Annotated in this window: 12 protein-coding genes; 5 read left to right on the top strand and 7 right to left on the bottom strand. The window is 71.9% G+C overall.

Annotated features, from left to right (window positions below):
* Positions 1-102: 102 nt before the first annotated feature.
* The gene (locus ACIQAK_RS14985) at positions 103-2223 is read right to left on the bottom strand and encodes a serine/threonine-protein kinase (protein ID WP_366390860.1); all 2121 of its coding nucleotides are present in this window, start codon (positions 2221-2223) and stop codon (positions 103-105) included.
* A 238-nt stretch (positions 2224-2461) separates the two neighbouring features.
* A complete protein-coding gene (locus ACIQAK_RS14980) occupies positions 2462-4168 on the bottom strand; it encodes a glycerol-3-phosphate dehydrogenase/oxidase (protein ID WP_366390859.1) in 1707 nt (568 codons plus the stop codon).
* Positions 4169-4414: 246 nt separating this feature from the next.
* Here ACIQAK_RS14980 and ACIQAK_RS14975 point away from each other — a divergent pair, with 246 nt between their 5' ends.
* Together ACIQAK_RS14975 and ACIQAK_RS14970 are read left to right on the top strand one after the other, a co-directional pair.
* The gene (locus ACIQAK_RS14975; protein WP_366390858.1) at positions 4415-5677 is read left to right on the top strand and encodes a nucleotide sugar dehydrogenase; all 1263 of its coding nucleotides are present in this window, start codon (positions 4415-4417) and stop codon (positions 5675-5677) included.
* Between the two features lie 129 nt (positions 5678-5806).
* A complete protein-coding gene (locus tag ACIQAK_RS14970; protein WP_366390857.1) occupies positions 5807-6433 on the top strand; it encodes a hypothetical protein in 627 nt (208 codons plus the stop codon).
* A gap of 73 nt (positions 6434-6506) precedes the next feature.
* Here the strand turns inward: ACIQAK_RS14970 and ACIQAK_RS14965 are convergent, their stop codons facing one another.
* From ACIQAK_RS14965 to ACIQAK_RS14950, 4 genes are all read right to left on the bottom strand, one after another.
* On the bottom strand, positions 6507-7631 hold the full coding sequence (locus ACIQAK_RS14965; protein WP_366390856.1) for a GuaB3 family IMP dehydrogenase-related protein: 1125 nt from the start codon (positions 7629-7631) through the stop codon (positions 6507-6509).
* Between the two features lie 104 nt (positions 7632-7735).
* Positions 7736-9238: an IMP dehydrogenase gene (gene guaB / locus ACIQAK_RS14960; protein WP_366390855.1), complete on the bottom strand. Its 1503-nt coding sequence runs from the start codon at positions 9236-9238 to the stop codon at positions 7736-7738.
* A gap of 129 nt (positions 9239-9367) precedes the next feature.
* Positions 9368-9943, bottom strand: coding sequence for a sigma-70 family RNA polymerase sigma factor (locus ACIQAK_RS14955; protein ID WP_366390854.1), 576 nt, complete (start codon positions 9941-9943; stop codon positions 9368-9370).
* Between the two features lie 278 nt (positions 9944-10221).
* Complete coding sequence (locus ACIQAK_RS14950) at positions 10222-10833, bottom strand: response regulator transcription factor (protein ID WP_003948568.1); 612 nt, start codon at positions 10831-10833, stop codon at positions 10222-10224.
* A gap of 449 nt (positions 10834-11282) precedes the next feature.
* Between ACIQAK_RS14950 and ACIQAK_RS14945 the strand changes: the two genes are divergently transcribed.
* Positions 11283-11624 (top strand): WhiB family transcriptional regulator, encoded by a 342-nt coding sequence (locus tag ACIQAK_RS14945; RefSeq protein ID WP_026238029.1) that lies wholly within the window; start codon positions 11283-11285, stop codon positions 11622-11624.
* 49 nt (positions 11625-11673) lie between these two features.
* Here the strand turns inward: ACIQAK_RS14945 and ACIQAK_RS14940 are convergent, their stop codons facing one another.
* On the bottom strand, positions 11674-12564 hold the full coding sequence (locus tag ACIQAK_RS14940) for a LysR family transcriptional regulator (protein WP_366390853.1): 891 nt from the start codon (positions 12562-12564) through the stop codon (positions 11674-11676).
* A gap of 80 nt (positions 12565-12644) precedes the next feature.
* On the opposite strand from ACIQAK_RS14940, the gene ACIQAK_RS14935 reads away from it, so the two are divergent.
* Positions 12645-13337, top strand: coding sequence for an MOSC domain-containing protein (locus ACIQAK_RS14935; protein WP_366390852.1), 693 nt, complete (start codon positions 12645-12647; stop codon positions 13335-13337).
* A 10-nt stretch (positions 13338-13347) separates the two neighbouring features.
* A complete protein-coding gene (locus tag ACIQAK_RS14930) occupies positions 13348-14121 on the top strand; it encodes an SDR family oxidoreductase (RefSeq protein WP_366390851.1) in 774 nt (257 codons plus the stop codon).
* The last annotated feature ends 79 nt before the right edge of the window (positions 14122-14200 follow it).

The following is a 14200-nucleotide window of genomic DNA, read 5'->3' as shown; positions in this document are numbered from 1 at the left end:
CGTCCTACGATACGTGGCAACGCGGGCCGACGGGCCGGGTCGTACCAACCCGGCCCGCCCCATGCCCCTCGCGCGGCCGCCCGGTGGTGGCCTCGCGGGTGGTCACTTCGTCGGCGTGAAGGTGGCGAACGCCGTCTCCCGCAGCGCGCGGCACTCGGCGCCGTCCCACTCGTCGGCCTGGCAGCTGATCATGATCGAGTAGCCGCGCCGGGCGTCGACCTTGAAGCCGCGGTTGAGCACCCGGACCCGGACGCCGTCGTGGCTGCGCTCGAACGACCAGTCGGCGACGGTCGGATAGCCGTTGTACTCGACCTTCTTTATGCTGCCGTGCCGGTAGTTGTCGCTGAGGACCTTGACGCCGGCGACGGCCCCGCGCCAGGCGGCGGCCGCGTCGTCCCCGGGCGAGCCGGTGAAGTCGACCTGCACCCGGGGGAAGCCGCCCCGCTCGGCGTTGTAGATGCCGCCGGAGTTGGTGCCCGCTATGGCCGTACGCCGGAAGGTGCCCGGCATCGCCATGGTGAAGTGGAAGCGGTCGTCGGTGACCGTCTCGTACCCGGTGGGCAGTGCGCCGCCCGGGTCGTCGGTCTTCGGGTCGTCGGCCGGGTCGTCGTCGGGGGTGCCCGTCGTCGGGTCGACGGAGGGGTCGCCGGACGGTTCGCCGGACGCCTTGCCGTCCTCGGTGCCCTGGCCTTCCTTCCGGCCGCCGTCCGGGTCGCCGCTCTTGCCCTCGCCCTTGCCCTCGGAACCGCTCGTCGCCCCGGCGGAGGCGGCGGTGTCGCCCTTGCCGTTACCGGCGTCGCTCTTGCCGTCGTCGCCCAGGGTGAGGGCGAGGACGGTGCCGAGGATCGCCAGCGCGACGACGGCCGCGATGACCGCGAGCGTGCGGCGCGGCACGACATCGGTGATCGAGGCGCGGGTGGTGGCCGGTGAGGCCGGGGGGCGCTGCGGGGGTACGGCCGCGCCCGGGGCGGCGGTGGAACCCGTCGGCTTCGCACCGGACTTCGGGCCGGTGGCCGTGGCGGTGCCGGTGGCCGCCGAGGCGGTGGCGGCCTGCTTGCCCGGTGTGCCGGGGGGCGTGGTGGGCTTGGGCGGCGCGGCGGGCGAGCCGGTGGCCGCGGCGGCGGTGGAAGCCGAGGCGGCCGCCGCGCCCGCCGCGACAGCGGGTGCCGCCTTCGCGCTGCGCACGGAACGCAGCGCTCCGCGCAGCCGGTCGCGCGTACCCTCGCCGGGCTCGCCCGATCCACCGGTCTGCTTCGGCGGCTTGGCGGGCTTCGCCGTCTTCGTCGCCTTCGTGGCGCCGGCTGCGGCCTCGGGGACCGTCGGCAGGGCCATGACCTGGGTGGAGTCGGCGGGCGGGACGGCTTGGGGCTCGGGAGCGTTGATCACCTTGTCGAGCAGGACGCGCGCTCCGGCGTCGTCGAGCCGCTGGTCGGGGTCGCGGGCGAGCAGCCCGTAGATGACGTCGGTCAGCGGGCCCGCGTTCTTCGGCGGGTCGAGCGGCTCGGTCATCACGGCCGTCAGGGTCGCGATGGCCGACCCCTTGTCGTACGGCGGGGAGCCTTCGACGCTCGCGTACAGCAGTCCGCCGAGCGACCACAGGTCGGCCGGGGGCCCGGGCTTGTGGCCGCGGGCCCGCTCCGGCGAGATGTACGAGGGGGCGCCGACGAGCATGCCGGTGGAGGTGACCGAGGGGTCGCCCTCGACCTGGGCGATACCGAAGTCGGTGAGGACGACGCGGCCGTCCTCGGCGATCAGCACGTTGGACGGCTTCACGTCGCGGTGCAGGATGCCCTCGCGGTGCGCCGAGCGCAGCACGTCGAGGATGGCGAGCCCGACCTCGGCGGCCCGCCTCGGCGTCAGCGTGCCGTCCTCACGGATCGCCTCGGCGAGGGACTTGCCCTCGATCAGCTCCATGACGATCCACGGCCGGTCGTCCTCGTCGACCACGTCGTAGACGGTCACCGCCCCGTTGTTGCGGATCCGTGCGATCGCCTTCGCCTCACGCAGGGTGCGCGTGATCAGCCGGCGCTTCTCGTCCTCGTCGATGGCCCCGGGGAACCGTAGTTCCTTCACCGCCACCGTGCGGCCGAGCGTCTCGTCGGCGGCGCGCCAGACCGTGCCCATGCCGCCCCGGCCGAGCACCTTCCCGAGCCGGTACCGCCCCGCGAGGAGACGACCGTTCTTGTCCCGTTGGGGCTCCCGTGCCTGCTCCGCCTCCGACATGCGTCCCCTCTGCGATCAACCCGCCCTGGCAGAGCGTTCATTGTCCCTCACCCCGGGACCGGTCCTGGTGCCGGGTCCGGGGTCCGCCGCGATACGGCACGACGAGGGAACCCCCACACCTTCCTACCTACCGGGCCTCCCCGTCCAGGCCGGTCCGGCGGCCACCGCCGGGGGCCGGGCTCTCTCCCGCCAACTGGCCCGGACCTGGCGGGCGGTGGCCGCCGGCGTGCACCCGCCCCTAGATCGGCACGATGTCCGGAGCGCCGAGCCGGGCCGCGTCCGCGGTGAGGTCGTCGGGCTGCCGCTGCGACTCGCGCTCGGCCTCCACGCGCTTCTCGTAGTGCTCGACCTCCCGGTCGATCTGCCCCTCGTCCCAGCCCAGCACCGGCGCCATCAGCTCCGCGCAGAGGCGGGCGCTGCGGGTACCCCGGTCGAAGGTCTCGATGGAGATCCGGGTACGCCGGGTCAGCACGTCGTCCAGGTGCCGGGCCCCTTCGTGGGAGGCCGCGTAGACGATCTCGGCGCGCAGGTAGTCGTCGGCGGCGGGCAGCGGTTCACCCAGGGAGGGGTCGGCCAGGATCAGTTCCAGAATTTCTTCCGTCATTGAGCCGTACCGGTTGAGCAGATGCTCCACCCGGACGACATGGAGCCCGGTCCGGGCCGCGATCCTGGCCCGCGCGTTCCACAGGGCCTTGTACCCCTCGGCGCCCAGCAGCGGGGTGTCCTCGGTGACGCAGGCGGCGACCCGCTGGTCGAGCCCGTGCACCGCCTCGTCCACCGCGTCCTTGGCCATGACCCGGTACGTCGTGTACTTGCCGCCCGCGACGACGACGAGTCCGGGGGCGGGGTGGGCCACGGTGTGCTCGCGCGACAGCTTGCTGGTCGCCTCCGACTCACCAGCCAGCAGCGGGCGCAGCCCGGCGTACACACCCTGGACGTCGTCCCTGGTCAGCGGGGTGGTGAGGACGGAGTTGAGGTGTTCGAGGAGGTAGTCGATATCCGCGCTGGAGGCGGCCGGGTGGGCCTTGTCCAGGTCCCAGTCGGTGTCCGTGGTGCCGATGATCCAGTGCCTCCCCCAGGGGATGACGAAGAGCACGGACTTCTCGGTGCGCAGGATGAGGCCGGAGGAGGAGTGGATGCGGTCCTTGGGGACGACCAGGTGGATGCCCTTGGAGGCCCGGACGTGGAACTGTCCGCGCTCCCCGATGAGCCCCTGGGTGTCGTCCGTCCACACCCCGGTCGCGTTGACCACCTGCTTGGCCCGGACCTCGTACTCCTCGCCGCCCTCGACGTCCCGCACCAGCGCGCCGACGACCCGCTCGCCCTCGCGGAGGAAGCCGACGACCCGGGCGCGGTTGGCCACCTGGGCCCCGTAGGAGGCGGCGGTGCGGACCAGCTCGGTGACGAAGCGGGCGTCGTCCATCTGCGCGTCGTAGTACTGCAACGCGCCGACCAGGGCGTCCTTCCTCAGCGCGGGGGCGACGCGCAGGGCGTGCTTGCGGGAGAGGTGGCGGTGCACGGGCAGGCCGCGGCCGTGGCCGGAGGAGACCGACATCGCGTCGTACAGCGCGACGCCGGAGCCCGCGTAGAGGCGCTCCCAGCCCTTGTGCTGCAAGGGGTAGAGGAAGGGCACCGGCTTCACCAGGTGCGGGGCGAGCCGCTCCAGCAGGAGCCCGCGCTCCTTCAGGGCCTCGCGCACCAGGGCGAAGTCGAGCATCTCCAGATAGCGCAGGCCGCCGTGGATCAGCTTGCTCGACCTGCTCGACGTGCCGGACGCCCAGTCGCGCGCCTCGACCAGGCCGGTCGAGAGTCCTCTGGTGGCGGCGTCCAGCACCGTGCCCGCGCCGACGACGCCCGCCCCCACGACCAGCACGTCCAGTTCGCGTTCGGCCATGGCGGCGAGCGCGGCGGTGCGCTCGGCGGGTCCCAGTGTCGCTGTCCTCACTGCTGCCTCCCGGTGGATCGGGGTGGTCGGACGCGGGAGTGCCACCCGGCCGAGGGGCCGACCGCCCGTGTCCACTCCTCGATTCTGTCCGCGCTCCCCGACTTCAGCCACCGCCTGTGGACAACACCCGAGCGACAGGCGTCACGCAATGCGACATATAGGTCATATATATGCCTAGTCTGACATTGCGCTGTCCACAGCAGTTGCGGAACTCGTTCTCCGGTATTAAGGAAGGCGGCCTTCGAGATGCCCGCAGACCTCGCCGTCATCGGACTCGGCCACCTCGGCCTGCCCCTGGTCCAGACCGCCGTGGCCGCCGGGATCGACACCGTCGGCTACGACCCCGACCCACGCGCCTGCGCGGAACTGCGCGCGGGCCGCACCCCCGTCGAGGGCTCCCTCACCGCGTCCGAGACCCGGCGCATGCTCTCCGGCGGCTTCCGGCCCACCACCAACGCCGCCGAGCTCGGCCGGGTCCGTACCGCCGTGATCTGTTCCCCCACCCCCCTCGGCCCCGACCGCACCATCGACCTCACCGCCCTCGGCGACGCCGCCCGGGCCCTGGCCGCCCAGCTGCGCCCGCACACCACCGTGCTGCTGGAGTCCGCCGTACCGCCCGGCACCACGGAGAACTTCCTGCGCCCCCTGCTCGAGGAGGGCTCCGGCCTCACCGCCGGACGCGACTTCCACCTCGCCTGCTCCCCCAGCCGGCTCGACCCCGGCAACCGCACCCACACCTACGCCTCCACCCCCAAGGTCATCGGCGGTCTCACCTCCGCCTGCACCGAGTCGGCCGCCGCCTTCTACGGACGCCTCACCGACAAGGTCGTACGGGCCCGGGGGCCGCGCGAGGCGGAGATGACGAAGGTGCTGGAGACCAACTTCCGGCACGTCAACATCGCGTTGGTCAACGAGATGGCGGTGGCCTGCCACGACCTCGGCGTCGACCTGTGGGACGTCATCCGGTGCGCGGAGACCAAGCCCTTCGGCTTCCAGCCCTTCCGGCCCGGGCCCGGCGTCGGTGGCCACGGCGTGCCGGTGGACCCGGGCTTCCTCCCGTACAGCAATCGCACGCCCGGCCATCCGCTGCGGATGGTCTCGCTGGCGCAGGAGATCAACGACCGGATGCCCAGTTACGTCATCCAGCGCTGCGCCACCCTGCTGAACGAGCACGGCAAGTCCGTCCGGGGGGCCCGCGTGCTGCTGCTCGGCGTCACCTACAAGCCGGACAGCGCCGACCAGGAGGCCGCGCCCGCCCGCGAGATCGCCACCCGGCTGATGGACATGGGCGCCCAGATCGGCTACCACGACCCGCACGTCCTGGACTGGCGGGTGCGCGAACTCCCCGTCCCGCGCGCCGACTCGCTGTACGAGGCGGCCGCGGCGGCCGACCTGACCGTACTGCTCCAGCAGCACCGCACCTACGACCTCCAGGGCCTCGCGGTGAAGGCCCAGCTCCTCCTGGACACCCGGGGCGCCACCCCGGCGGGGGCCGCACACCGGCTCTGACCGCACGTATCGGCCACCGAGATTGCTAGTGACCGATTCCGGTGCGTACTGCTACCGTGCGGCGTCACAGAGCGCACACATGTTCGCGTCAAGTACGCCCATGCGCATTTCGCCCCAGGGGGGACCACCATGAGTCAGCCCGTGCCGCCGCCGAACCAGCCCCAGCAGCCGTACGGCGGCCAGCCCGTAGACGGCAATCCGTACGCGGCCGGACCGGGCGCCTCCGCCCCCGTCGCCCCGGCGGGCAACCCGTACGGCGAGCAGACGCCGGCCCCCACCGGCAACCCCTTCGGGAACCCGCAGGGCCGGCCCGCCCCGTTCGGCGGCGGCGCCCCCTTCGCACCGGCTCCCCCGGCCCGCAACGGCCTCGCCCTCGGCGTACTAGCCGCCCTCGGCGCGGCGATCGTCGCCTCCATCCTGTACGGCGTGATCCTGGGCTCGATCGAGCGCGAGATCGGTTACGCGGCGGTCGGCGTCGGCTTCCTCGTCGGCTTCGCGGCGGGCAAGCTCGGCGGCGCCAACCCGGTGACCATCGCCGCGTCCGCCGTCTTCTCGATCGGTGCCGTCTACCTCGGCCAGCTCATCGGCTACGCCATGGTGATGGCGGACGTCGCCCAAGTCTCGTTCTCCGAGGTGTTCCTCGACCACTTCGACACCGTGACGCGGGTCTGGAACGAGGAGGCCGACTTCATGCGGTACCTCTTCCTCGCCCTCGGCGCGATCGCCGCGATCGGCGGCGCCAGGAAGGCGAACTGACACCCCGTACGACCATGCGGAAGGGCCCGGACCGTTCGACGGTCCGGGCCCTTCCCGTTCACCTACGGGCGGGTCAGCGGCGGTGCTGCGAGTCCGCCACCGTCACCTCGACGCGCTGGAACTCCTTCAGGTCGCTGTAGCCGGTGGTGGCCATCGCGCGGCGCAGGGCGCCGAAGATGTTCATCGAGCCGTCCGGGGTGTGCGATGGGCCGGTGAGGACCTCCTCCGTCGTCCCGACCGAGCCGAGGTCGACCAGCTTGCCGCGCGGCACGTCCTCGTGGACGGCCTCCATGCCCCAGTGGCGGCCACGGCCCGGCGCGTCCGTCGCGCGGGCCAGCGGGGAGCCCATCATCACGGCGTCCGCACCGCAGGCGATGGCCTTCGGCAGGTCGCCGGACCAGCCGACACCGCCGTCGGCGATGACGTGCACGTACCGGCCGCCGGACTCGTCCATGTAGTCGCGGCGGGCGCCGGCCACGTCCGCGACGGCGGTGGCCATCGGGACCTGGATGCCGAAGACGTTGCGCGTGGTGTGCGCGGCGCCACCGCCGAAGCCGACGAGGACACCGGCCGCGCCGGTGCGCATCAGGTGCAGGGCGGCGGTGTACGTGGCGCAGCCGCCGACGATGACCGGGACGTCCAGCTCGTAGATGAACTGCTTCAGGTTGAGCGGCTCGGCCGCGCCCGAGACGTGCTCGGCGGAGACCGTCGTACCGCGGATGACGAAGATGTCCACCCCGGCGTCGACGACGGCCTTGGAGAACTGGGCGGTGCGCTGCGGGGAGAGCGCGGCGGCGGTGACGACACCGGAGTCGCGCACCTCCTTGATGCGCTGCCCGATCAGCTCCTCCTGGATGGGGGCGGAGTAGATCTCCTGGAGCCGGCGGGTCGCGCTCTCGACGGGCATCCGGGCGATCTCGTCCAGCAGCGGCTGCGGGTCGGCGTGCCGGGTCCACAGCCCTTCCAGGTTGAGGACACCCAGGCCGCCGAGCTCACCGATGCGGATGGCGTGCTGCGGGGAGACCACGGAGTCCATGGGAGCGGCCAGGAACGGCAGCTCGAAGCGGTAGGCGTCGATCTGCCAGGCGATCGAGACCTCCTTCGGGTCCCGGGTGCGGCGGCTCGGTACGACAGCGATGTCGTCGAATGCGTAAGCCCGGCGGCCGCGCTTGCCGCGCCCGATCTCGATCTCAGTCACGATGTGTGGCCTTTCCCTCTACGTCTGCGCTGACCAGTATCCCCGACACACGGGTGAGGGGCGGTACCGGGAACTCCGGTCCGCCCCTCACCTGCGCCGATGCGTTACTTCCGGCTGTAGTTCGGTGCTTCCACCGTCATCTGGATGTCGTGCGGGTGGCTCTCCTTGAGACCCGCCGAGGTGATCCGGACGAAGCGGCCCTTGCTCTCCATCTGGTCGACGGACCGGGCGCCGACGTACCCCATGGTCTGGCGCAGGCCCCCGACGAGCTGGTGGAGGACGTTGGCCAGCGGACCGCGGTAGGGCACCTGGCCCTCGATGCCCTCGGGGACGAGCTTGTCGTCCGAGGAGACCTCGGCCTGGAAGTAGCGGTCCTTGGAGTACGAACGGCCCTGGCCGCGGGACTGCATGGCACCCAGCGAGCCCATGCCGCGGTACGACTTGAACTGCTTGCCGTTGATGAACATCAGCTCGCCCGGCGACTCCTCGCAGCCCGCGAGGAGGCTGCCCAGCATCACGCTGTCCGCGCCGGCGGCGAGCGCCTTGCCGATGTCGCCGGAGTACTGCAGGCCGCCGTCGCCGATGACCGGGACGCCCGCGGCACGGGCGGCGAGCGCGGCCTCGTAGATCGCGGTGACCTGCGGGACGCCGATGCCGGCGACCACGCGGGTGGTGCAGATCGAGCCCGGGCCGACGCCGACCTTCACACCGTCGACACCGGCGTCGATCAGCGCCTGGGCGCCGTCGCGGGTGGCGACGTTGCCGCCGATGACGTCGATACCGACACTCGACTTGATCTTCGCCATCCAGTCGAGGGCGTTGCTGTTGTGGCCGTGCGAGGTGTCGACGATCAGGAAGTCGACCCCGGCGGAGGCGAGGGCCTGGGCGCGGTCCAGCGCCTCGGGGCTGGCACCGACGGCCGCGCCGACCAGCAGACGGCCCTCGGCGTCCTTGGCGGCGTTCGGATACTGCTCGGCCTTCTTGAAGTCCTTGACCGTGATGAGGCCCTTGAGGAGGCCGGCCTCGTCGACCAGCGGCAGCTTCTCGATCTTGTGGCGGCGCAGCAGCTCCATCGCCTCCACACCGGAGATCCCGACCTTGCCGGTGACGAGCGGCATCGGCGTCATGACCTCGCGCACCTGGCGGGAGCGGTCCGACTCGAAGGCCATGTCGCGGTTGGTCACGATGCCGAGGAGCTTGCCCGCGGCGTCGGTGACCGGCACACCGCTGATGCGGAACTTGGCGCAGAGCGCGTCCGCCTCACCGAGGGTGGCGTCGGGGTGCACGGTGATCGGGTCGGTGACCATCCCGGACTCGGACCGCTTGACCAGGTCGACCTGGTTGACCTGGTCCTCGATCGAGAGGTTGCGGTGCAGCACGCCGACGCCGCCCTGACGGGCCATGGCGATGGCCATCCGGGACTCGGTCACCTTGTCCATGGCGGCCGACAGCAGGGGGATGTTCACCCGTACGTTGCGCGAGATGAGGGACGAGGTGTCGACCGCGTTGGGCAGGACCTCGGACGCGCCCGGCAACAGCAGCACGTCGTCGTATGTCAGCCCGAGCGTCGCGAACTTCTCAGGCACTCCGTCGACGTTTGCAGTCATGACACCTTCCCCAAATGGTCTTGATCGGTGCGGATGTCCATGCTAACGGGCTCCACGGGTGTCTCATTCCACGATCAAGATCAGTTGAGCGTTCTGTACTTTCCTACGGGCCGCCCGCGCCCCGTCGTCCTACTGCTCGGCCAGCGCCCGCAGCCTGCTGAGCGCACGGTGCTGGGCGACCCGGACGGCGCCCGGGGACATCCCGAGCATCCGTCCGGTCTCCTCGGCGGTCAGTCCGACCGCGACCCGCAGGACCAGCAGCTCGCGCTGGCTCTCCGGGAGGTTGGCGAGAAGCTTCTTGGCCCAGGCGGCGTCGCTGCTGAGCAGGGCGCGCTCCTCCGGGCCGAGGGAGTCGTCGGGGCGCTCCGGCATCTCGTCGGAGGGGACGGCGGTCGAGCCCGGGTGGCGCATCGCGGCGCGCTGGAGGTCGGCGACCTTGTGGCCGGCGATGGCGAAGACGAAGGCCTCGAAGGGCCGGCCGGTGTCCTTGTAGCGCGGCAGGGCCATCAGCACGGCGACGCAGACCTCCTGCGCGAGGTCCTCCACGAAGTGGCGAGCATCACCGGGCAGGCGGTTGAGCCGGGAGCGGCAGTAGCGCAGGGCGAGGGGGTGGACATGGGCCAGCAGATCGTGGGTGGCCTGCGCGTCGCCGTCGACGGCGCGGTGCACCAGAGCACCGATCACCGTGGTTCCGTCGTCGCGCATCGGACCATGGTGCCCTGGTGCCGTCCGGTCCGCTCCATCGCGTCCCGAGTTGTGCACCGAAGCGTTATGAGCGGGTGCGCCGGATGTCATGTCCTGCGCCCTCCCCTTCCGCTCGACCGAATCGTTCCTGAGGAACTCCACGACTCAAGGATGCGTCATCGGCCGGGAAGCGTCACACGGCGCGGTCGGCGGGCACCCGGATCCGGGGTCGTATCGCTGGTGACCCGTCCCGTCGCCCCGTCCGCCGGTCTGCGGACGGGGGCGGTCCGGGCCGGGCGTCAGCGGACCAGCCCCCAGCGGAATCCCAGGGCCACCGCGTGGGCGCGGTCCGAGGCCCCGAGCTTCTTGAACAGCCGCCTGGCGTGGGTCTTGACCGTGTCCTCGGAGAGGAACAGCTCACGGCCGATCTCCGCGTTGGAGCGGCCGTGGCTCATGCCTTCGAGCACCTGGATCTCCCGCGCGGTGAGCGTCGGGGCCGCCCCCATCTCGGCGGACCGCAGCCGGCGCGGGGCAAGCCGCCACGTCGGATCGGCCAGCGCCTGGGTGACGGTGGCCCGCAGCTCGGCGCGCGAGGCGTCCTTGTGCAGATAGCCGCGGGCACCGGCGGCGACCGCGAGCGCGACGCCGTCGAGGTCCTCGGCGACGGTCAGCATGATGATCCGGGCCCCGGGGTCGGCGGAGAGCAGCCGCCGGACCGTCTCCACACCCCCCAGACCGGGCATGCGTACGTCCATCAGAATCAGATCCGACCGGTCGGCCCCCCAACGGCGGAGGACTTCCTCGCCGTTGGCCGCCGTGGTCACGCGCTCGACACCGGGCACGGTGGCCACCGCGCGACGGAGCGCTTCTCGGGCAAGCGGGGAGTCGTCGCAGACGAGCACGGATGTCATGACCGTCCTCCGCAGCTGATGCGCGTCACCTTGAGCCTCCAGGCTGATACAAGTCGTCACCTGTGCGGTTGACCCCCTCGGACATGTGCCCGAGCTCGTTCTCCGTCAACCACATCCGCTCTCTTAACGATGGTCACTCGAAAGAGTTACGGGTCGGACCTTCGGGTTCGGCACTCTACGTGAGGGTGCGCACACGGAGGAGAGCGACGCGGGTGATTCACCCGTCAACCGAATCTTCACTCCGCAGCTTGCCCTATTTGGCGAGATTTCTTCCCTTTTAAGGGTGTCTGTGGCTAGATTCGCAAACAGTCATATTTACATCTACTAGCACCACAGATGTACGGTCGAGACTCAGGTCACCGAAGAGACGATCGCCGATCACGGGCCGCCGGTTCACCGGCGGTCGAGGATGCCGCTTCCGACGCAGCACGGCTTCGAGGGGACAAGCAATGGCAGATTTCTCCCGCCTTCCCGGACCCAACGCAGACCTGTGGGACTGGCAGCTGCTCGCCGCCTGCCGAGGCGTCGACAGTTCTCTGTTCTTCCACCCCGAAGGGGAGCGCGGCGCCGCCCGCAGCGCTCGTGAGACCTCCGCCAAGGAGGTGTGCATGCGGTGCCCGGTGCGCGCCGAGTGCGCGGCCCACGCCCTGGCCGTACGGGAGCCCTACGGGGTGTGGGGCGGCCTGACCGAGGACGAGCGCGAGGAGCTCATGGGCCGGGCCAGAACCAGACTCATCACCGCGGCGCCCTCGGGCGCCACCACGGCCACCACGGGCTCCCGCCCGACCTGACACCCGAGCGCCCCGCCCGAACGCAGAAACGTTTCCTCGGTACCGCCCCTCAGCGCGCGGCCGCCAGGGAGAGCTGGTCCAGCGTGGCCGCCACCGCCGGGACCCGGGCCAGGTCCGGCAGGGTGAGCGCCACGATCTCCCGCTCGATCGCGGGCTCCACCGGGACGGTCCTCGCCCCCTTGGGCCGTACCGACTCGACGGCCAGTTCCGGCAGCACGGCCACCCCGAGCCCGGCCCCCACCAGGCCCATCACCGCCGGGTAGTCGTCGGTGGCGAAGTCGATCCGGGGGGTGAACCCGGACTCCTCGCAGACCTCCACCAGTTGACGGCGGCAGCGCGGGCAGCCCGCGATCCACGCCTGGTCCGCCAGCTCACCGATGGACACGCTCGACGCGTCCGCCAGCCGGTGCCCGTCCGGGACCAGGCCGATCAGCCGGTCGGTGAGCAGCGGCCGGACCACCAGGTCGTCCCATTCGCCGCCGGAGCTTCCGTACCGGAAGGCCAGCGCGATGTCGCAGTCGCCGTCGCGCAGCAGGTCGACCGAGCGCGGTGGCTCGGCCTCGACGAGCGAGACCCGGGTCCCGGGGTGCTCGGCCCGCAGCGCCGCCAGCGCGCCGGGGACCAGGGTGGAGCTGCCGCTGGGGAAGGAGACGAGCCGGACCCGGCCGGCCCGCAGCCCGGCGATGGCGGCGACCTCCTCCTCGGCGGCGGTCAGCCCCGCGAGGATGCCGGAGGCGTGCCGTACCAGCGCCTCGCCTGCCTGGGTGAGGCGCATCTCGCGCCCGGTCCGGATCAGCAGGGTGGTGCCGGCGGAGGACTCCAGGGCCTTCATCTGCTGGCTGACCGCGGGCTGGGTGCAACCGAGTTCGCGGGCGGCTGCGGAGAACGAGCCGGTGGTGGCGACGGCGCGCAGGACACGGAGATGGCGTGCTTCGATCACCCGCCCACCATAAGAGCTTCTTGGGTGGGAGGCGAACTAACGGCGTACCCCTTTGGGGACTGAGCCATTAGCGTGACCGCATGAGATTGCTGAGTGTGAACGTCGGCCGGCCCACCCCCCTCCCCTCCGCCGGAGGTCCCGGCGGGCTGTCCGGGATCGACAAGCGGCCGTTCGAGGGGCCCGTGAGGGTCTCCGATCCCGGCCCCAAGGGGACGGGCGGCAGCGGGCTCGCCGGGGACGCGGTCTGCGACCTGCGCCACCACGGCGGCAGCGACCAGGCCGTCTACGCCTACGCCCGGGAGGAGCTGGACACCTGGGAGCGGGTGCTGGAGGGCCGGAAGCTGGGGGACGGGGCGTTCGGCGAGAACCTGACCACACTCGGGGTCGACGTGAGCGGCGCGCTGATCGGTGAGCGCTGGCGGGTGGGGGCGGAGCTGCTCCTGGAGGTGACCTCCGGGCGCATCCCGTGCCGGACGTTCGCCGACCACATCGGGGCGGAGAAGTGGGTGCGGCGGTTCACCCGGGAGGCGGCCACCGGCGCGTATCTGCGGGTGATCGAGCCGGGCACGATCCGGGCCGGGGACCCCGTCGAGATCGTCCACCGCCCGGACCACCAGGTCACCGCGGCCCTTCAGTTCCGGGCCGTCACGACGGAACGCACCCTGTTGCCGTCCCTGTTGGCCGCCGCGTCGGCCCTGCACCCGGAGGCGCTGCGCAGGGCCCGGGAGTATGTGGCGGCGGGCGGTGGTTCCGGGGCGTCGGCCGGGCACTAACGTGCCGCGTATGACGACTGCACTGATCACAGGCGCGACGGCGGGTATCGGGGCCGCCTTCGCGCGGCGGCTCGCGGCCCAGGGGCACAATCTTGTGCTGGTGGCCCGGGACACCGCCCGGCTGCGCGAGCAGGCCACCGAGCTGCACGACCGACACGGCATCGAGGCCGAGGTACTGAGCGCCGACCTGTCCACGGACACCGGGATCGGGGCGGTCGAGGAGCGGCTCGCGGACCGCACCCACCCGATCGACCTCCTGGTCAACAACGCCGGGTTCGGCAACAAGGGGCGCTACCTGGAGGTGTCGACGGCCGACGAGCTGACGATGCTGAAGGTGCACTGCGAGGCGGTGCTGCGGCTGACCTCGGCCGCCGCCACGGGGATGAGGGAGCGCGGCCGGGGCGCGGTGATCAACGTGGCGTCCGTCGCGGCGTTCGTGCCGCGCGGTACGTACGGGGCGTCCAAGGCGTGGGTCGTGCAGTTCACCCAGGGTGCGGCGAAGGACCTCGCCGGGTCGGGGGTGCGGCTGATGGCGCTGTGCCCCGGCTTCGTCCGTACGGAGTTCCATGAGCGGGCCGGCATGGGCACCGGCAACATCCCGGGGTGGATGTGGCTGGACGCGGACAAGCTGGTGGCGTCCGCACTGACGGACCTGGCCCGGGGCAAGGCGGTGTCGGTCCCGGACCCGCGCTACAAGGCGCTGATGGGACTGGTCAAGGTGACGCCGCGCAACCTGCTGGGCGGGGTCACCTCGCGTACGGGGCGCAAGTACGGGCCGCAGTAAACGCGTCGGGGCTCCCCGCCGTACGCCCCCGGCAACGGCACGAGGCCCGGTACCCCCGCGACGGGGGTACCGGGCCTCG

Origin of the sequence: Streptomyces sp. NPDC088706, assembly GCF_044752765.1 — a bacterium.
Classification (GTDB): Bacteria; Actinomycetota; Actinomycetes; order Streptomycetales; family Streptomycetaceae; genus Streptomyces.
The sequence above is the reverse complement of the archived record's forward strand: the minus strand, read 5'-3'. Positions and strand labels throughout refer to the sequence as shown.

Coding starts and splice junctions, on each gene's coding strand:
- ACIQAK_RS14985 (WP_366390860.1), bottom strand. CDS start 2,223: ATGTCGGAGGCGGAGCAGGCACGGGAGCCCCAACGGGACAAGAACGGT.
- ACIQAK_RS14975 (WP_366390858.1), top strand. CDS start 4,415: ATGCCCGCAGACCTCGCCGTCATCGGACTCGGCCACCTCGGCCTGCCC.
- ACIQAK_RS14970 (WP_366390857.1), top strand. CDS start 5,807: ATGAGTCAGCCCGTGCCGCCGCCGAACCAGCCCCAGCAGCCGTACGGC.
- guaB (WP_366390855.1), bottom strand. CDS start 9,238: ATGACTGCAAACGTCGACGGAGTGCCTGAGAAGTTCGCGACGCTCGGG.
- ACIQAK_RS14955 (WP_366390854.1), bottom strand. CDS start 9,943: ATGCGCGACGACGGAACCACGGTGATCGGTGCTCTGGTGCACCGCGCC.
- ACIQAK_RS14950 (WP_003948568.1), bottom strand. CDS start 10,833: ATGACATCCGTGCTCGTCTGCGACGACTCCCCGCTTGCCCGAGAAGCG.
- ACIQAK_RS14945 (WP_026238029.1), top strand. CDS start 11,283: ATGGCAGATTTCTCCCGCCTTCCCGGACCCAACGCAGACCTGTGGGAC.
- ACIQAK_RS14935 (WP_366390852.1), top strand. CDS start 12,645: ATGAGATTGCTGAGTGTGAACGTCGGCCGGCCCACCCCCCTCCCCTCC.
- ACIQAK_RS14930 (WP_366390851.1), top strand. CDS start 13,348: ATGACGACTGCACTGATCACAGGCGCGACGGCGGGTATCGGGGCCGCC.